The 16,371-nt window shown below is 40.5% G+C and carries 17 protein-coding genes; 12 read left to right on the plus strand and 5 right to left on the minus strand.

Features of this window, described 5'->3' with window-relative positions; all coding sequences use genetic code 11:
* Window positions 1–7: 7 nt before the first annotated feature.
* The 12 genes from RRV45_RS02310 to RRV45_RS02365 all read left to right on the plus strand — a co-directional run bounded on the left by RRV45_RS02310 (window position 8) and on the right by RRV45_RS02365 (window position 12,437).
* Entirely contained in the window at window positions 8–1,228 is a 1,221-nt protein-coding gene (locus RRV45_RS02310; protein WP_410489354.1) for an alanyl-tRNA editing protein, read from the plus strand.
* Between the two features lie 172 nt (window positions 1,229–1,400).
* A complete protein-coding gene (locus RRV45_RS02315) occupies window positions 1,401–1,718 on the plus strand; it encodes a DUF3870 domain-containing protein (RefSeq protein WP_315667146.1) in 318 nt (105 codons plus the stop codon).
* A 155-nt stretch (window positions 1,719–1,873) separates the two neighbouring features.
* Window positions 1,874–2,698: a M55 family metallopeptidase gene (locus RRV45_RS02320; RefSeq protein WP_315667147.1), complete on the plus strand. Its 825-nt coding sequence runs from the start codon at window positions 1,874–1,876 to the stop codon at window positions 2,696–2,698.
* 13 nt (window positions 2,699–2,711) lie between these two features.
* On the plus strand, window positions 2,712–3,644 hold the full coding sequence (locus RRV45_RS02325; RefSeq protein WP_315667148.1) for an ABC transporter permease: 933 nt from the start codon (window positions 2,712–2,714) through the stop codon (window positions 3,642–3,644).
* Window positions 3,644–4,597: an ABC transporter permease gene (locus RRV45_RS02330; RefSeq protein WP_315667149.1), complete on the plus strand. Its 954-nt coding sequence runs from the start codon at window positions 3,644–3,646 to the stop codon at window positions 4,595–4,597. The genes RRV45_RS02325 and RRV45_RS02330 overlap by 1 nt, the downstream gene beginning before the upstream one ends.
* Window positions 4,598–4,602: 5 nt before the next feature.
* A complete protein-coding gene (locus RRV45_RS02335) occupies window positions 4,603–5,601 on the plus strand; it encodes an ABC transporter ATP-binding protein (protein ID WP_315667150.1) in 999 nt (332 codons plus the stop codon).
* A 180-nt stretch (window positions 5,602–5,781) separates the two neighbouring features.
* Window positions 5,782–7,425: a peptide ABC transporter substrate-binding protein gene (locus RRV45_RS02340; RefSeq protein WP_315667151.1), complete on the plus strand. Its 1,644-nt coding sequence runs from the start codon at window positions 5,782–5,784 to the stop codon at window positions 7,423–7,425.
* A 190-nt stretch (window positions 7,426–7,615) separates the two neighbouring features.
* Window positions 7,616–8,548 (plus strand): S66 peptidase family protein, encoded by a 933-nt coding sequence (locus tag RRV45_RS02345; protein WP_315667152.1) that lies wholly within the window; start codon window positions 7,616–7,618, stop codon window positions 8,546–8,548.
* Between the two features lie 54 nt (window positions 8,549–8,602).
* Complete coding sequence (locus tag RRV45_RS02350) at window positions 8,603–9,712, plus strand: dipeptide epimerase (RefSeq protein WP_315667153.1); 1,110 nt, start codon at window positions 8,603–8,605, stop codon at window positions 9,710–9,712.
* Window positions 9,696–10,625, plus strand: a complete 930-nt coding sequence (locus tag RRV45_RS02355) for a C40 family peptidase (protein WP_315667154.1) — start codon at window positions 9,696–9,698, stop codon at window positions 10,623–10,625. The genes RRV45_RS02350 and RRV45_RS02355 overlap by 17 nt, the downstream gene beginning before the upstream one ends.
* A 2-nt stretch (window positions 10,626–10,627) precedes the next feature.
* Window positions 10,628–11,650 (plus strand): ABC transporter ATP-binding protein, encoded by a 1,023-nt coding sequence (locus tag RRV45_RS02360; RefSeq protein WP_315667155.1) that lies wholly within the window; start codon window positions 10,628–10,630, stop codon window positions 11,648–11,650.
* Between the two features lies 1 nt (window position 11,651).
* Window positions 11,652–12,437, plus strand: coding sequence for a serine hydrolase (locus tag RRV45_RS02365; RefSeq protein WP_315667156.1), 786 nt, complete (start codon window positions 11,652–11,654; stop codon window positions 12,435–12,437).
* Window positions 12,438–12,540: 103 nt separating this feature from the next.
* On the opposite strand, the gene RRV45_RS02370 is transcribed toward RRV45_RS02365, so the two are convergent.
* The 5 genes from RRV45_RS02370 to RRV45_RS02390 form a co-directional block, all read right to left on the minus strand.
* Window positions 12,541–13,167: a pyridoxamine 5'-phosphate oxidase family protein gene (locus RRV45_RS02370; RefSeq protein ID WP_315667157.1), complete on the minus strand. Its 627-nt coding sequence runs from the start codon at window positions 13,165–13,167 to the stop codon at window positions 12,541–12,543.
* Window positions 13,168–13,191: 24 nt separating this feature from the next.
* Window positions 13,192–14,085, minus strand: a complete 894-nt coding sequence (locus tag RRV45_RS02375; protein WP_315667158.1) for an EamA family transporter — start codon at window positions 14,083–14,085, stop codon at window positions 13,192–13,194.
* A gap of 63 nt (window positions 14,086–14,148) precedes the next feature.
* The gene (locus RRV45_RS02380; RefSeq protein ID WP_315667159.1) at window positions 14,149–14,805 is read right to left on the minus strand and encodes a VC0807 family protein; all 657 of its coding nucleotides are present in this window, start codon (window positions 14,803–14,805) and stop codon (window positions 14,149–14,151) included.
* Between the two features lie 299 nt (window positions 14,806–15,104).
* Window positions 15,105–15,542: a Dps family protein gene (locus RRV45_RS02385; protein ID WP_315667160.1), complete on the minus strand. Its 438-nt coding sequence runs from the start codon at window positions 15,540–15,542 to the stop codon at window positions 15,105–15,107.
* Window positions 15,543–15,678: 136 nt separating this feature from the next.
* Complete coding sequence (locus tag RRV45_RS02390; RefSeq protein ID WP_315667162.1) at window positions 15,679–16,257, minus strand: YqaA family protein; 579 nt, start codon at window positions 16,255–16,257, stop codon at window positions 15,679–15,681.
* Window positions 16,258–16,371: the final 114 nt, after the last annotated feature.

Raw genomic sequence — 16,371 nt, forward strand, 5'->3', positions numbered from 1 at the left:
AAAGGAGATTAAAACATTGGACAGTAAGTTATATTACAAGGATCCTTATATGAAAACCTTCCGTGCCCATTTACTCAAACAGGAGCAGGATGAGCAGGGCAGATGGTTTGCTGTTTTAGATGAAACAGCTTTCTATCCAACGGGCGGGGGACAGCCTCATGATACTGGCGCCTTGAATGGTGTGAAGGTTATTGACGTGGAAGAGTTAGATGGAGAAATCCGTCATTATTTAGAGGCCGAGCTTGAGAAAACCGTTGACTTGGTTACGTGTGAAATCGATTGGAATAGACGTTTTGATCATATGCAGCAGCATGCGGGCCAGCATATATTAACGGCTGCATTTGTAGAGCGCTTTAATTTTGCAACGATAGGTTTTCATTTAGGAAGAGAACTGGTATCGATTGATTTAGATATAAGCGAGCTTTCAGAAGATCAGGCAAGGGAAGCGGAGCGGTTGGCGAATCGAATTGTCTTAGAGGGGCGGCCAATCGAGACGAAATGGGTTTCGGAGGATGAACTTGCCAATTACCAATTACGCAAGGAGCTGGTTGTTACTGATAATATCCGCCTTGTGATCATTCCCGATTTTGATTATAACGGCTGTGGCGGGACTCATCCTAATTCTACAGCTGAAGTTGGCCCCGTCAAAATATTGGATTGGGAACGGCAAAAAGGCAAGATCAGGGTTCATTTTGTTTGTGGTGGACGGGTTCTAACTCAGCTTCATCAAAAGCATAAAGTACTAAGGGAATTAACAGATCTATTGAATGCACCGGAACAAGATCTAGCGGAAGCTGCTAAAAAATTGATTGAAAATGGAAAAGAACGTGAAAAGTCATTAGAGGCTATGCAGGAATTGCTTTTGTCGTATGAAGCAAAGGAACTTCTTAATTCTATAGATCATACAACAAATAGAAAGATCGTTAATGAAGTCTTTCAGAATCGGTCCATTCAGGATCTTCAGAAGCTGGCTCGAATGGTATGTGCGCTTTCTGATGAAGTGATTGTTTTCTTAGTGAATGAAACGGAAAGTAAGCTGCAATTTGTTTGTGCAAGAGGCTCTCAGCCAACTGCTAGTATGAAGAGTATTTCAAGTGAACTGCTGACTTTAATAAACGGAAAGGGTGGAGGAAACGATCAGTTTGCTCAAGGCGGGGGAGAGAGGCTGATAACTGGTGAGCAGCTTCTTCAGCATGCAAGGGAAAAGGTATTTATGGACGTAAAGTAAGCAATAAATAACAAAGTTAGTTAATAAAATATTTAGAAAAATCTTATAAAGTGGTTGTCAGTCGGTCTCTGTTGTATTACAATCCTAATAAGGGCTTATGCATTACATTGAATGTTTATGTTATCCACATAAACACCCCATGTAATATCCTTGCTCTGCAGGAGGCATGTTCATGTTTCAGCAAAATACTGTTTATATTATTGGAGACAGTAAGACTTCTTCGAACAATCCGATAATGCAAAAATATAATGGTTTCTTCATCGGGCTTGTCATCAACCGAGAAACCGACCGTATAGTGGATGCGGAATGTTCATCCACGATTGCATTGACTTCTTCTTTTATTAAATCACTGTTTGTAGGAAAATCCATTATCGAAGTGGATCAAGTGGTGGAAGAAATCGAACAGCGTTATTTTGGATCATCCCAAAAGGCTTTAATGGTCGCTTTTAAGAACGCGAATATTAAATATACACAAATTATGAATAAATAAGCTGCTTTTTCTGTTAAACGCAGATGAAATCCAGCTGTTGGAGATGATTGATTTTCTCTGACAGCTGTTTTTTTTGTACCGTTTTCTGTATTTTCCTCAAAAGAAGTTATTTTTTGATATTATTCTACAAAACTATAAAAAAGGGGGACATATAAATGAAGCTATACATATCTGTTGATATGGAAGGGATCACAGGTCTGGCAGACTATACACATGTTGATTCATCCAAGCATAATTATGAACGTAGCCGAAGGATAATGACTGAGGAGGCTAACCATGTTATTACAGCAGCTTTTGACCAAGGATGCCAAGAGGTTTTGGTGAATGATAGCCACTCAAAAATGAATAATCTTCTCATTGAAAACCTTCATCCAGAGGCTCAAGTAGTGGTTGGAGACGTTAAGCCTTATTCAATGGTTCAGGGATTGGATTCGACCTTCGCTGGGGCTGTTTTTGTCGGTTATCATGCAAGGGCTTCCATGAAAGGGGCAATGTCCCATTCGATGATTTTTGGCGTACGCAATATGTATATCAATGATGTGGCAGTTGGAGAAATGGGCCTCAATGCATATGTTGCAGGCTACTATGGAGTTCCAGTCATTATGGTAGCGGGAGACGACCGTGCGGCATTGGAAGCGGAGCAGCTAATTCCAAATGTAACGACTGCTGTTGTAAAGGAAACGATTACTCGTTCAGCCGTTAAATCATTGACACCTGCAAAAGCAGGCGAGCTTCTAAGAGAAAAAGTGGCTGAGGCTTTAAAAAATCGGGACTTAGTGAAACCGCTTGCACCGCCAGATCATCCGCTTCTCCGAATCGAATTTGCCAACTATGGGCAAGCAGAATGGGCTGCTTTAATGCCGGGAACTGAGATTGAAGAAAACTCGACCATTGTCCGTTATCAGGCAAAGGATATTCTTGAAGCCTATAGAGCAATGCTTGTCATGGTTGAATTAGCAATGAGAACATCATTCTGTTAGGAAGTGTTATTAAATGACAACATACATTGTAAAACGCCTCATTGCCATGCTCGTAACACTTTGGCTAATCGTTACACTTACCTTTTTTCTCATGCATTCGATACCAGGCTCTCCTTTTAACGAAGAAAGGGCTACGAATGAGACGGTTCAAAGGAACCTGGAAAAGTTCTATCACTTGGATAAACCGCTATATGTTCAATATGGAATGTATTTGAAATCAGTTGCTACATTAGACTTTGGACCTTCTATCAAAAAGTCATCTCAAACCGTTAATGAAATGCTTGGAAGGGGATTCCCGGTTTCGTTTGAGTTAGGGATTGTTACATTAATTGTTGCGGTGCTATCCGGCATAACACTTGGGGTAATTGCCGCCCTTCGTCATAATGGCTTTATTGATTATTTGGCCATGACCATAGCTGTTCTCGGGATCTCAATTCCAAACTTCGTAATGGCTACCCTTCTTATTCAACAAGTGGCCGTTAACTGGGGTATCCTTCCAGTTGCTACATGGGTGAGTCCGAAGCATATGATACTGCCAACGTTAGCGCTTGCAACTGGCCCAATGGCCATTATCGCCAGGTTAACGAGAGCCAGTATGCTTGAAGTACTGACACAGGATTATATTAGGACAGCAAAAGCAAAGGGATTGTCACCAGTGAAAATTGTTTTTAAACATGCATTAAGAAATGCACTATTGCCGGTCGTTACCGTATTAGGCTCACTTGCAGCCAGTATTCTTACGGGGACATTTGTTATCGAAAAGATTTTTGCCATCCCGGGCATGGGAAAGTATTTTGTGGAAAGTATTAATCAGCGAGACTACCCGGTCATCATGGGGACAACAGTCTTTTACAGCTCAATTCTAATTATGATGCTATTTTTAGTGGACATTGCTTATGGCATCCTCGACCCTCGAATCAAGCTGCATAAAAAGGAGGCGGCCTAATGGAACTAAAAAAACAGCATGATCGACATATTGCAGCAGACATTCCTGATGAATGGTTTGTCCCGAAAAAAAGTAATCAAGCTGAGGCTGAGGCCGTTGTTCGTCCAAGTCTTAGCTACTGGAAGGACGCATGGAGACGCCTATTAAAGAATAAATTAGCCATGGCGGGACTGACATTTCTCATTTTTCTTGCCTTTATGGCGATATTTGGACCAATCATTTCCCCACATGATGTCACAGAGCAGAAGCTCATGAATCAAAATTTGCCCCCTTCAAGTAAACACTGGTTTGGGACAGATGAACTGGGAAGGGATGTATTTTCTCGAACGTGGTATGGAGCTAGAATATCCCTGTTTGTTGGGATCGTAGCTGCATTAATTGATTTTGCCATTGGGGTTGTCTATGGAGGAATTGCCGGATATAAAGGCGGAAAAACAGACAATGTTATGATGAGAATTGTTGAAATTTTATACGGACTGCCATATTTATTAATAGTTATTTTAATAAGTGTTGTCATGGGGCCAGGTTTATTTACAATTATCTTTGCCCTTACTGTAACAGGATGGATTGGAATGGCCCGGATTGTAAGAGGGCAGGTCCTGCAAATAAAAAACTACGAATTTGTTCTTGCATCTAAGACATTCGGAACGAAAACATCAAGGATTATTAAGAAGAATCTGCTTCCAAACACAATGGGGCCGATTATTGTACAAATGACTTTAACCGTACCATCTGCTATTTTCGCAGAAGCTTTTCTAAGCTTTCTGGGACTAGGCATTCAGCCGCCTTTTGCTAGCTGGGGGTCAATGGCAAGCGATGGTTTGTCTACTATTCTATCAGGTCATTGGTGGAGATTATTTTTCCCTGCATTCTTTATTTCACTGACCATGTTTTCGTTTAATGTGCTCGGGGACGGACTCCAGGATGCACTTGATCCGAAGTTAAGGAGGTAATCATCATGGAAAAAGTTCTCGAAGTAAATAATCTCCATGTTTCGTTTAAGACATACGGCGGAGAAGTGAAAGCTGTCCGAGGGGTTACCTTTGACTTATACAAAGGAGAAACTCTAGCTATTGTGGGAGAATCGGGCTGCGGCAAAAGTGTAACATCACAAAGTATTATGCGCCTTATCCCAAATCCGCCTGGTAAAATTGTCGATGGCTCGGTTCTATTTAAAGGAAACGATTTAACTAAATTGAAAGAGCCGGAAATGAGAAATATTCGCGGGGCTGATATATCGATGATTTTTCAGGATCCGATGACAGCTCTTAACCCTACTTTAAAGATTGGCGAACAGATTATTGAAGGGATTTTGCAGCATAAATCCATTTCCAGACAAGAGGCCAAAGAGACAGCGTTAGAAATGCTGGAATTAGTAGGCATCCCTGATCCAGAGGAGAGGTTAAAGCATTATCCTCACCAATTTAGCGGGGGGATGAGGCAGCGTATTGTCATTGCAATGGCTCTCGTTTGCCAGCCAGAGGTATTGATTGCTGATGAGCCTACAACGGCACTGGATGTAACGATACAAGCACAAATATTAGACTTATTTAAAGATATTCAGAAGAAAACAGGTGTATCTATTATTCTTATAACTCATGATCTTGGCGTAGTTGCTCAAGTGGCTGACCGGATTGCGGTCATGTATGCTGGGAAAATTGTAGAAGCCGGATCAAGAAGAGATATATTCTATCAGCCGCAGCACCCATATACGAAGGGATTATTGAACTCTGTTCCTCGTCTAGATTTAGTTGGTGCTGAGCTTGTCCCGATAGGCGGCTCTCCTCCAGATCTATTTTCTCCACCTAAAGGCTGCCCTTTTACTGCAAGATGCAGCTATGCGATGGAAGTTTGTGAGCGGGCTTATCCATTTAAAACCCACCTAAGTAATGAACATCATGTTGATTGCTGGCTGCAGGACGAACGTGCTGTTAAAATGCTGGCAAGTATGAAGTAGGTTAGACCTAACAAAGGATTGCTAGTTTGGAAGCAGAACTGAATTCTTAAGTTTAGCGGGAATTTAGTTCATATATGCGAGTCAGGAGCTAGCAGCCTTTCTAGGTTCTTTTCTATCAGCGATCATCATATAGCTGAAAATAGTAAAAATGATCATTATTTTTATGAAGGGGGAATTGGCATGAAAAGATTTTTATCGCTTTTGATGACAGGCCTATTAATCATTATACTTGCGGCCTGTACAGCAAAGCAGGATGCAGGAAAAGAGCCTGTAGAAAAAGACAATAATGATGAGGGCACAAAAGAAGAGGTAGTTACTGAAAAGGTTCTATATCTAAACAATGGCATGGAGCCAACATCGTTTGATCCGCCAATCGGTTTTGATAATGTCTCTTGGGCTGCGTTAAATAACTTAATGGAAGGTTTAACACGCTTAGGCACTAACCATGATCCAGAGGCGGCAACGGCTGAAAAATGGGATGTTTCAGAAGATGGGAAAATATATACTTTCCATATTCGGGATAATGCAAAATGGTCAAATGGCGATGATGTAACAGCAGGCGATTTTGTATTTGCATGGAAACGACTTTTAGACCCTGAAACAGGATCTCCAGCTGCATTCCTCGGCTATTTCATCGAGGGAGCAGAAGCTTATAACAATGGCGAAGGTTCAGCTGATGATGTGAAGGTTAAAGCAGTTGATGATAAAACATTCGAAGTAACTTTAATTAGTCCACAAGCTTATTTCTTAAGTGTTATTACAAACCCAGCTTTCTTCCCAATTAATGAGAAGGTAGCTACTGAAAATCCAAAATGGTTTGCTGAAGCAGCATCATTTGTTGGAAATGGACCTTTTAACTTAACAGAATGGCAGCATGACAGCCATTTTGTAATGGAAAAGAATGACCAATACTGGGATGCTGGAACAGTGAAGCTAGACAAAGTTCATTGGGCCATTATCGATGATACAAACACGGAATACCAAATGTTCCAAACTGGAGAACTTGATGTATCTGCAGTTCCAGCAGATCTAGCTGAACAAATTCTCGCAGAAGGGAAAGCGAAGGTTGAAGATCAGGCAGGAGATTATTTCTATCGTTTTAATGTAACAATGGAGCCGTTCCAAAACGTAAATATTCGTAAAGCCTTTGCTATGGCCATTGACCAGCAGCAAATTGTTGATTATGTTACAAAAAATAAACAAAAGCCAGCATATGGCTTCGTTGCCTATGGATTTAATGATGCGAACGGCAAGGATTTCCGTGAAACAGCTGGAGACCTTGTGAAAACAGATGTCGAAGAGGCAAAAGCTCTTTTAGCAAAAGGAATGGAAGAGGAAGGCTATGAGACACTTCCTGAAGTAACAATAACTTACAGCACAAGTGATTCCCATAAGAAAATTGCTGAGGCTCTTCAGCAAATGTTTAAGGATAATCTAGGTGTAGAAGTGAAGCTTGCTAATATGGAGTGGAACGTATTTGCGGAAGACCAAAAAGCCTTGAAATTCCAGTTCTCACGCAGTTCCTTCCTTGCTGACTATGCGGATCCAATTAACTTTCTAGAAAACTTCCAGACTGGTCTATCCATGAACCGCACGGGCTGGAGCAATGCAAAGTATGATCAATTAATTAAGGACGCAAAAAATGAAGCAGATGAAGCAAAGCGGTACGAAATGATGTACGAGGCTGAGAAAATCCTATTTGAAGAAATGCCAATCGTCCCTCTTTATTTCTATAACCAAGTTAATTTAGAGAATGAAGCTGTTTCAGGCATCGTTCGCCATCCTGTTGGATATATGGAGCTGAAGTGGGCGGATAAAAATTAAAAGCGGAAGCGCCTTGCCAGGGGCTTATGACCTCTAGCCCCTAGTCTATGCTAACTTACTTGTAAGTTAAATTAAATTTGAAAAGGGATGTTCAAGTGAACATCCCTTTTTTGAAAAAGAGAGGTACGAGGGGACTTTTTGAATATGATGGTATGGAGAAGGACCTAAATTTCAAAAGGGATGTGACAGCATGTTAGTAAAACCACGAGCGTTAAAGGCTGGAGACACTATCGGAATTATCGCGCCAGCTAGTCCGCCAAATCAGGAGAATTTGCATCGTTCCTTTGCTTTCATTGAAGATTTGGGGTTAAAGATAAAGCTTGGAAAACATGTTTATGATCAATATGGATATTTAGCTGGAAAAGATGAAGATCGATTGGCAGATTTACATATGATGTTTGCAGATAATGACGTAAAGGCAATTATCTGTGCAGGCGGAGGATATGGGACAGGGAGAATTGCTTCCCAGGTTGATTACGAGCTTATTAAAAGCAACCCGAAAATTTTCTGGGGCTACAGCGATATTACCTTTTTGCATACGGCTATTCGCAAGCTAGCAGGACTTATTACTTTTCATGGCCCTATGCTTGCATCTGATATCGGAAAAGTGGATGCAGATCCACTTTCGAAGGAATATTTTAAGCAATTATTCGAACCAACTGAGATCCAATATAACGAAGAAATTTCTCCATTAGAAACTTTAATTGAGGGCAAGGTCAGTGGAGAAATAACTGGTGGGAATCTGACCCTTATAGCGAGCACAATTGGCACCCCATTTGAGATTGATACTAAGGGCAAGCTTTTATTAATTGAAGATATTAATGAAGAGCCTCGTTCTATAGATAGAATGTTAAATCAATTGCATATGGCAGGGAAGCTTTATGATGCAGCAGGACTCCTTATTGGTGATTTTAATAACTGTGTTCCGGAAAGAGAGTTATCTTTATCCCTTGATGAGGTAATTCAACATTATTCGCTCTTGGCAAATAAGCCTGCCGTTAAAGGTTTTAGATTCGGTCATTGCTCACCGCATATTTCCATCCCCCTTGGCGTGAATGCGGAATTGGATACAGAAAATAAACAATTAATAATCGAAAGCGGCATACAGAAAAAAAAGATTTAGTTCAAAGGGTGATAGGCTTCAGTTCCTTTTGAACAACCTTAAAGGGTGGTATAGATGAAAATAGACAAAATTGAAACATACAGGGTAGCAATACCACTTATAAAACCATTCAAAACAGCACTGCGCACTGTGACTACAGCTGAGTCAATCTTAGTAAAGGTCTCATGCGACAACGGAATAACAGGCTGGGGGGAAGCTCCGCCAACTGTTGTCATTACCGGAGAGACTCTTTCAAGTATTGAATCAGCCATTCATCAAGTTTTAAAACCATATTTAGAGCAGCAAAGTCTATTAAATTATGAAGCTATTTTTCAAGGGATCCAATCAATTTTAATCGGAAATTCGAGTGCAAAAGCAGCGATTGATATGGCCCTCTATGATTGTCTGTCACAGCAGTGCAAGCTCCCGCTTTATCAGTTTTTAGGGGGGCATAAAAAGGAAATAGAAACCGACTATACAGTAAGTGTAAACGGACCTGAAGAAATGGGAGAAGACGCTGTTGCATATGTGCAGCAGGGATTTGATGTGCTGAAGGTAAAGGTTGGAAAGGATAATGTTCTGACAGATATTGAGAGGATTCGTGAAATAAGGGGACGTGTCGGCAAGGGAATTAAAATTCGCCTTGATGCAAACCAGGGCTGGTCACCGAAGGAAGCCATTCAAGCTATTCGTAAAATGGAAGCGCTGGATTTAAATATTGAGCTTGTTGAACAGCCTGTAAAAGCTTGGGATATAGCTGGTCTTAAACAGGTAACTGATCATGTGGATACTTTGATCATGGCGGACGAAAGTGTTTTCTCACCGCGGCAGGCCTTTGAGGTGATAAAAACTAGGAGTGCAGATTTAATTAATATTAAATTAATGAAATCTGGCGGAATCTATCAGGCCCAAATTATCAATCAGCTTGCAGAGGTAAGCGGAATGGAATGTATGGTTGGAAGTATGATTGAAACGCGGATTGGTATTACAGCTGCAGCACACTTTGCGGCTAGTAAGAGAAATATTACCCGCTTTGACTTTGATGCTCCATTAATGTTAGCGAAGGAGCTAGTTGAAGGCGGTATTAAATATAACGGCAGAAAAGTTACACTGCCATCAGAGCCAGGATTAGGCATACGTCATGTTCATGTAGAGGAAGGTGCTTCAATTGGCAACTCAATATAAATGGCTAGTTAATGTTCCGGTCGCAACCGTCTGGACATCTCATGACTCAGCGAGGGATATCGATAAAGAAGCGGTGGAGTACCCAGCTGAAGTGGAATCGTGGATAAATGGCTTGACCTATGAAACGAGCCTAGGGCTATGTAATCAAAACCTCGTTCAAACGCAAGTGTTATTTGGGCAGGAGGTTCTTGTTACAGAGGAGAAGGAAGATTGGGCACAAATCCTTGTCCTCGACCAAGCTTCTTCCAAGAATCCGAAAGGCTATCCCGGATGGGTTCCGAAGGCTCAGCTTGTTGAGTCTCGAGACTGGAAGCTGCAAGAGGGACCAATTGCAGTCGTAGAAGAGAAAAAAAGTACTCTATACGGAAGCGATTATGAGCCTATTATGACATTAAGCTATCAAACTGTATTGCCTGTCATTGGGATAGAAGGTGATTGGGTACGGGTTCAAACACCATCAGGTGAGGGAATGTTAAAGGCTGGAGAAATCAGTCAGCATGAATCCTTGCATGCCCGACTGAAAGGAAATGGACAAAGTATTGTTGCAGCAGGTGAGCAATTCCTAGGGTTGCCTTATTTATGGGGCGGAATGAGCAGCTTCGGCTATGATTGTTCGGGATTTAGCTACTCAATGTGTAAGGCAAATGGATACACGATTCCCCGTGATGCACATGATCAGGCAGCCTCAGGTCAGGAAGTAAGCTTGAAAGATATAAAGCCCGGTGATCTGCTGTTCTTTGCATATGAAGAAGGGAAAGGCCGTATACACCACGTTGGCATTTATTACGGAGAAGGAAAGCTGCTGCATTCCCCTAATACAGGGAAAACTATTGAGATTATTGATTTAAAAGACACGAACTATGAAAAGGAATTATGTGCAGCTAGACGCTATTGGCAAGAGACGGGGGAATAGTAATGACAAATGAAGCATTGTTAGAAGTAAAGCACCTTAAGAAACATTTTTCTTTAGGAAAAGGACAAATTTTAAAGGCGGTTGACGATGTTTCATTCTATATAAAAAAGGGAGAAACGTTTGGGATTGTAGGGGAGTCTGGCTGCGGAAAATCAACAGCCGGACGCACCATTATTGGGCTGTATGATCGGACAGAGGGCGAAGTTATATTTGACGGCAAAAATGTCCATGAAATGAATGAAAAAGAAAGATTCGCCTTCCATCGAAAGATGCAAATGATTTTTCAGGATCCATATGCTTCATTAAATCCGCGTTCAACCGTAAAGGAAATCATATCGGAGCCAATGGAGGTTCACGGGGTATATCCAGATAAGAAAGAACGCCTCGAAAGAGTATATCAATTATTAGAAGATGTTGGTCTAAATAGGGACCACGCGAATCGCTATCCGCATGAGTTTAGCGGCGGACAAAGACAGAGGATTGGTATTGCCCGCGCCCTTTCGTTAGACCCAGATTTTATTATTGCAGATGAACCGATTTCTGCTCTGGATGTTTCTGTTCAGGCACAGGTGGTCAATCTTCTGAAGAATCTTCAAAAGAAGAAGGGGTTAACTTATTTATTTATCGCCCATGATTTATCCATGGTCAAACATATTAGCGACCGGATTGGCGTTATGTATTTAGGGAACCTTGTGGAATTGACGGAAAGCGCTAATCTTTACAAAAATCCACTTCACCCATATACACAGGCTCTTTTATCAGCCATTCCGATTCCAGATCCGGATGTAGAAGACAGGCGTGAACGAATTATCTTACAGGGAGAGCTTCCGAGTCCAATTAATCCGCCGAGTGGATGCGTATTCAGAACTCGCTGTCCATATGCGATGGAAGCTTGTGCAACGATGAAGCCCGAGTGGCAGGAAGTGGAGGAGAGCCATTTTGTTGCCTGCCATTTATATAATAAAAACATAACAGGTGATGTTAACGGCTCACAAGTCGCTGTTACAATCCGCTCGAGGGATTGATATGGACATCGGATTTTTAAAAAGGCAGATATCGGAGTTAATCACTCATTGTGATGGCAGAGTGGGAGTAGTGATTGAAACTCAAGAAGGCAGAATAGAAGTCAATGGAGCTGAGAGATTTTCTGCGGCGAGCCTGATTAAGATTCCGATTCTTATTGAAGGATTTCGGCAGAGTGATCATGGGGTTCTAAACCTTGAGGAATATTTGCCCGCCTTGCCCTCTAACAGAGTCGGAGGGGCTGGAGTTCTTCAGGCTTTATCAGAGGATTTGAAACTGAAAATCATTGATCTAATGGTCTTAATGATCATTGTATCTGATAATACAGCCACCAATCTATTGATCAATCGGCTAGGAAAAAATAAAATCAAGCAGTGTATGAAAACTCTAAACCTGCAAAACACGGAACTTAACCGGAAGATGATGGACTTCGAAGCAATGAAAAATGGGCTGGACAATTTTACATCTGCGAATGATATGGTTACCTGCTTAAAGGTTATTAATCAACATAGTTTTTTATCAAAAGAAAGCTCAGAAAAGGCCTTTGGCATACTAGCAAAGCAACAATTTAAAAATAAGCTTTCCAATAGGATAGATTTAGAGATGGTTAAAGTTGCTAGCAAAACAGGTGAACTGCCTGGGATTGAGCATGATTGTGCCATCCTTAAACATGGCAGTAAAACTGTATATGCAGCCATTCTGATCGATCAGCTTTCCGAGCAGGATGATGGCAGGAAAACACTAGCACAAATCGGCAATCTACTTTCACGATATATGATAAATGATTAAGGAGCGTTCTATCTAACGAGATAGGGCGTTTTTTTGAGGGGAGAAATTTTATTAAATATGAAAAGGAATGACTCTTTAGAACCACTCCTTTTCAGTGTACTGGTCAATATAGTCTTTTTAAATAGCTTTCCTCAAGAGATGTATGAATGGTCTCGCTATTTACATCTGGTAAATTAATATGATCTGCTAATATTTTTGCCGGATAAGGCAACTGCTCTTTGGGCAGCCAAGTTTCTGGGTGCCAAAGCTTAGAACGCTTAAAGGCCTTTGCGCAATGAATATAGCATTCTTCTACTCTAACCCCGATGCCGAGTAAAGGGACCTTGCTGTTAACAGCCATTTTTTCGAGAATATCCGAATCTTTAATAATGCATGCCTTTCCATTCATTCTTAAAGTTTCTTCGAGGCCCGGAATGACAAAAATAAGACCGATATGCGGATTGGCAATGATATTCCTCAGCGAATCGGATCGTTTGTTTCCGGGTCTTTCAGGTATAACAATATGCTGTTGATCTAGAACATGTACGAATCCAGGTGCATCCCCTCGGGGAGAAGTATCGCAATGTCCATTTGCATCTGAGGTAGAGATAAATACCATTGAAGACTTTGCGATAAAATCCTTGCAGTGATGATCTACATGATCGATCGCTTTATTGGTCACATTTTTGCTGGGCGTTCCTAATAAGGTCCGAAGTTCTTCATCGGAAGAAATGGTTTCTTTGAAAATCATTATCTATTTCCCTCCTAAAATCTATCAAGTACCTAAACGATTTCGAGACATTTTAATAAACTGAAGCTGGGGAATGGAAATGCCAATTAAGATCAGTGCAATCCCAATTGTTTGCGCACCCGATATTCTCTCTCCCAAAATAAGCATGGCAGCGACAATCGCAGCAGGCAGTTCGGCAGATCCGACAATGGCAGCTAACCCCGCATCAATTTTCGGTGTTCCGATGGCAAAGAGAACAATCGGAAAAATCGCACCAAAAAAAGCCATTGATAAACTATATTTCCATAGACCATCGAGGTGAATCCCATTCGTAATAAGCATAGGACCTGCAATGAATACAAGAACGATAAGTCCGCCAAGCGTAATAAAAAGACTGCGTTGAATGGTCGGTACTTCTTTTGCCACTTTCCCGCTTGCAAAAATAAATACTGCATACGTAACAGCAGACAATAATCCATAAACCAAACCATCTATTTGAAGAGGCTGGCCGCTGCTGCTTAAAAGATTGCTAGCAAAAATAGTTCCAACAATTAGAAAGACGACAGAAAGAATTTTATTTTTGCTTGGCATTTTCTTTTCATAAATGGCTTCTATTAATATACCAATCCATGTGAATTGAAATAAGAGAACGATTGCTAGGGAAGCAGAAACACGTTCAAGGCTTAGCCCGTAAAAAATACCAGTCAGGCTTAAGGCAGTGCCGGTTAACATAAGTGCCCCAGCTTGTTTAAAGCTAATCTTTATCCGCTTAATGAATGGAAAAGTTATTAAAAGCAGTAAGAAACCAAATAAATACTGGCTGCCAGTTAACTCATAGACAGTATGGCCTGCAGTTAAACCTGTTTTGACGATAGAAGCTAAAATCCCATAGCTGCATGCCCCGATGAAAATAAAGAGTGAGTACTTGAAGCTGTTCATATGCTGTTGCTCCTTACACATATTCAATAAGATTATTATAACATTTTCTTGAAATCCTGGAAATTATTTTAGTAATGGACTCTCCCCTTGAACATGTTCCTCGTCATTATCTACAGAAGACTTTCCTAATTCCTTGTTAATAAAATAAAAACCGCTCAATGACACAATAGTAAAGCCCCAGTTTAGTACTTGTCTTAAGATGATCCCTTTATCAAATGCCTCTACACCATATTGTTGAATAAGCCATGTTTTAATAGATGCCAGAATGACAAATTTAAGGGCAAATCCAGCAGTGATCCAGCTGAAGATGGTTAATATTTTCTTCCTAAAGAAGAGGGACTTCATCACTGATCGATCCTGTCCTTGCATTTCCGTCAAATCAAGCGCCATATATAAAAAAATAGGTTTTTTGACGATAATCGTCCCAAAGAAAACAGCACCTAGAATATAGGAATAAATGACGTTGTTCCACAGCAGCTGAAGGGCTGAGCCAGCTAGTACATCGATGAGGAAGGTAATGATCAGATTGGTAAGTAAATAAATACCGAAGAAATTTATTTTCTTGAGCTCAAAGAAGCGATACAGGCTGTAAAGAATACCAGGTACTGTGGATAGAATCATGGCCAGGTAGTCTCCGAACCACTCTCGTCCTAAGTTCCATACTGCTAACGGAAACACAACATAAAAAATAATATCAAGCAGAACAATATATTTCTTCAAATGACCACATCCTACAAAATAGTTATTAATAGAAAAGCGGAAGCGCCTTCGGAACAATCAAATGACAATTGTTCCTGCGATGACTAATCGCAGAAGCTATCCTTTGTGCTCAGCCCCGACAAGCATAAGACAAGCAGGCGAGAAGGTTGTTCTTTAACCTTCTTGACTGATTGGCTTATGACCTCGAGGGGCTAGGCGCTGCAGCTAGACATTGTAATAGTTCACTATTTAGAAGTAAATTCCTCTTTTTAACGCAAAAAGCCAGTGAGATATCTCACTGACTTTTTATATTTCTTATATTATTCTCCTAGGTAAGCGCTAAGCATCCAAATATGGATATCAATTTTCCCTATCAGCCCTACAGCTAGATCATTAATTGCGTCTTCATTGTGTTCGTCAGCCAAATCGGCAAGATCTTTTAGCTCCAACTTTAATTGCTTATAATCGGCAATTAGGCTTGAAACCATTTCATCAGTAGTTGTTTCACCTTTTGTTTCTTCTATGGTTGCTAAACTTAAATATTCTTTCATTGTTGAAACGGGTGTTCCGCCAATTGTAAGCAGACGTTCAGCTACTTCATCAACAGTGCTTGCTGCTTCATGGTAAAATTCCTCAAATTTCTCATGAAGTGTAAAGAAGAATGGTCCTTTTACAAACCAGTGATAGTGGTGAAGCTTTGTGTAAAGGACACTCCAATTTGCAATTTGAACATTTAATGCTGAATATAAGTTTTCCATTATTTTATCCTCCTCTGATATGTCTATAGTTATTATAACATATACAATATTAAAATCAATACTTAATTACAATTATTATAATTAAGTATTAAGTATTAAAAAACCTAGCCCTCAAAGGAGCTAGGAATGATTTGTATTAGTTTTTCTTCTTTTTTCGAACAAATACATATATTATATAACCAATGACGATAACGAGAGAGGCAATAATGGTTATTAGTGTGAAGTTTTCTTCAATAAAAGGCCTAGCATTTTCGCCAAGTGCCATAATGAATAAAGCCTCTAGAAAGAAACGTGCCCCACGACCGATAATAGACCAGATGACTAAAACGCGTAGACGAATTTTCGATATTCCTGCGAATATCGTAAAAACTTTATACGGAATAGGCGTAAAGGCTGAAATGAGGATGGCCATTGCGCCATACTTCGAAAAATATTGTTCCACTTTTTGAATTTTTTCCTCAGAAATAATTAATCTAAGGACAGGGCGACCAAGTTTTTTTCCAATAAACCATCCCAATATTGCACCTAGTACGGAGGCAACGGTTGTCAGAAACGCGTACCATAGGACGCTATCGGGATTGGAGATCCCCATTGGAATTAATAATACGTCTGGGGGAATCGGAAAAAAGGAAGAATCCGCAAAGGATACAAAAAATAATCCCCATATTCCGTACTCCATCAGCCACTCTTCGATTGCATGTATCATCTCAGACATAAATCAAATTCTCCTTTAATAAACTTAATGAAGTATAACATTTCTAATGCAGGCTCGTCATGTTTAACAATAAGTAATTGTGGAACAAGGGAAAGGTAAAGCCAAATAAAAACA

Origin of the sequence: Bacillus sp. DTU_2020_1000418_1_SI_GHA_SEK_038 (genome assembly GCF_032341175.1) — a bacterium.
Classification (GTDB): domain Bacteria; phylum Bacillota; class Bacilli; order Bacillales; family Cytobacillaceae; genus Cytobacillus.

Coding starts and splice junctions, on each gene's coding strand:
- RRV45_RS02315 (WP_315667146.1), top strand. CDS start 1,401: ATGTTTCAGCAAAATACTGTTTATATTATTGGAGACAGTAAGACTTCT.
- RRV45_RS02320 (WP_315667147.1), top strand. CDS start 1,874: ATGAAGCTATACATATCTGTTGATATGGAAGGGATCACAGGTCTGGCA.
- RRV45_RS02325 (WP_315667148.1), top strand. CDS start 2,712: ATGACAACATACATTGTAAAACGCCTCATTGCCATGCTCGTAACACTT.
- RRV45_RS02330 (WP_315667149.1), top strand. CDS start 3,644: ATGGAACTAAAAAAACAGCATGATCGACATATTGCAGCAGACATTCCT.
- RRV45_RS02335 (WP_315667150.1), top strand. CDS start 4,603: ATGGAAAAAGTTCTCGAAGTAAATAATCTCCATGTTTCGTTTAAGACA.
- RRV45_RS02340 (WP_315667151.1), top strand. CDS start 5,782: ATGAAAAGATTTTTATCGCTTTTGATGACAGGCCTATTAATCATTATA.
- RRV45_RS02345 (WP_315667152.1), top strand. CDS start 7,616: ATGTTAGTAAAACCACGAGCGTTAAAGGCTGGAGACACTATCGGAATT.
- RRV45_RS02350 (WP_315667153.1), top strand. CDS start 8,603: ATGAAAATAGACAAAATTGAAACATACAGGGTAGCAATACCACTTATA.
- RRV45_RS02360 (WP_315667155.1), top strand. CDS start 10,628: ATGACAAATGAAGCATTGTTAGAAGTAAAGCACCTTAAGAAACATTTT.
- RRV45_RS02365 (WP_315667156.1), top strand. CDS start 11,652: ATGGACATCGGATTTTTAAAAAGGCAGATATCGGAGTTAATCACTCAT.
- RRV45_RS02370 (WP_315667157.1), bottom strand. CDS start 13,167: ATGATTTTCAAAGAAACCATTTCTTCCGATGAAGAACTTCGGACCTTA.
- RRV45_RS02375 (WP_315667158.1), bottom strand. CDS start 14,085: ATGAACAGCTTCAAGTACTCACTCTTTATTTTCATCGGGGCATGCAGC.
- RRV45_RS02385 (WP_315667160.1), bottom strand. CDS start 15,542: ATGGAAAACTTATATTCAGCATTAAATGTTCAAATTGCAAATTGGAGT.
- RRV45_RS02390 (WP_315667162.1), bottom strand. CDS start 16,257: ATGTCTGAGATGATACATGCAATCGAAGAGTGGCTGATGGAGTACGGA.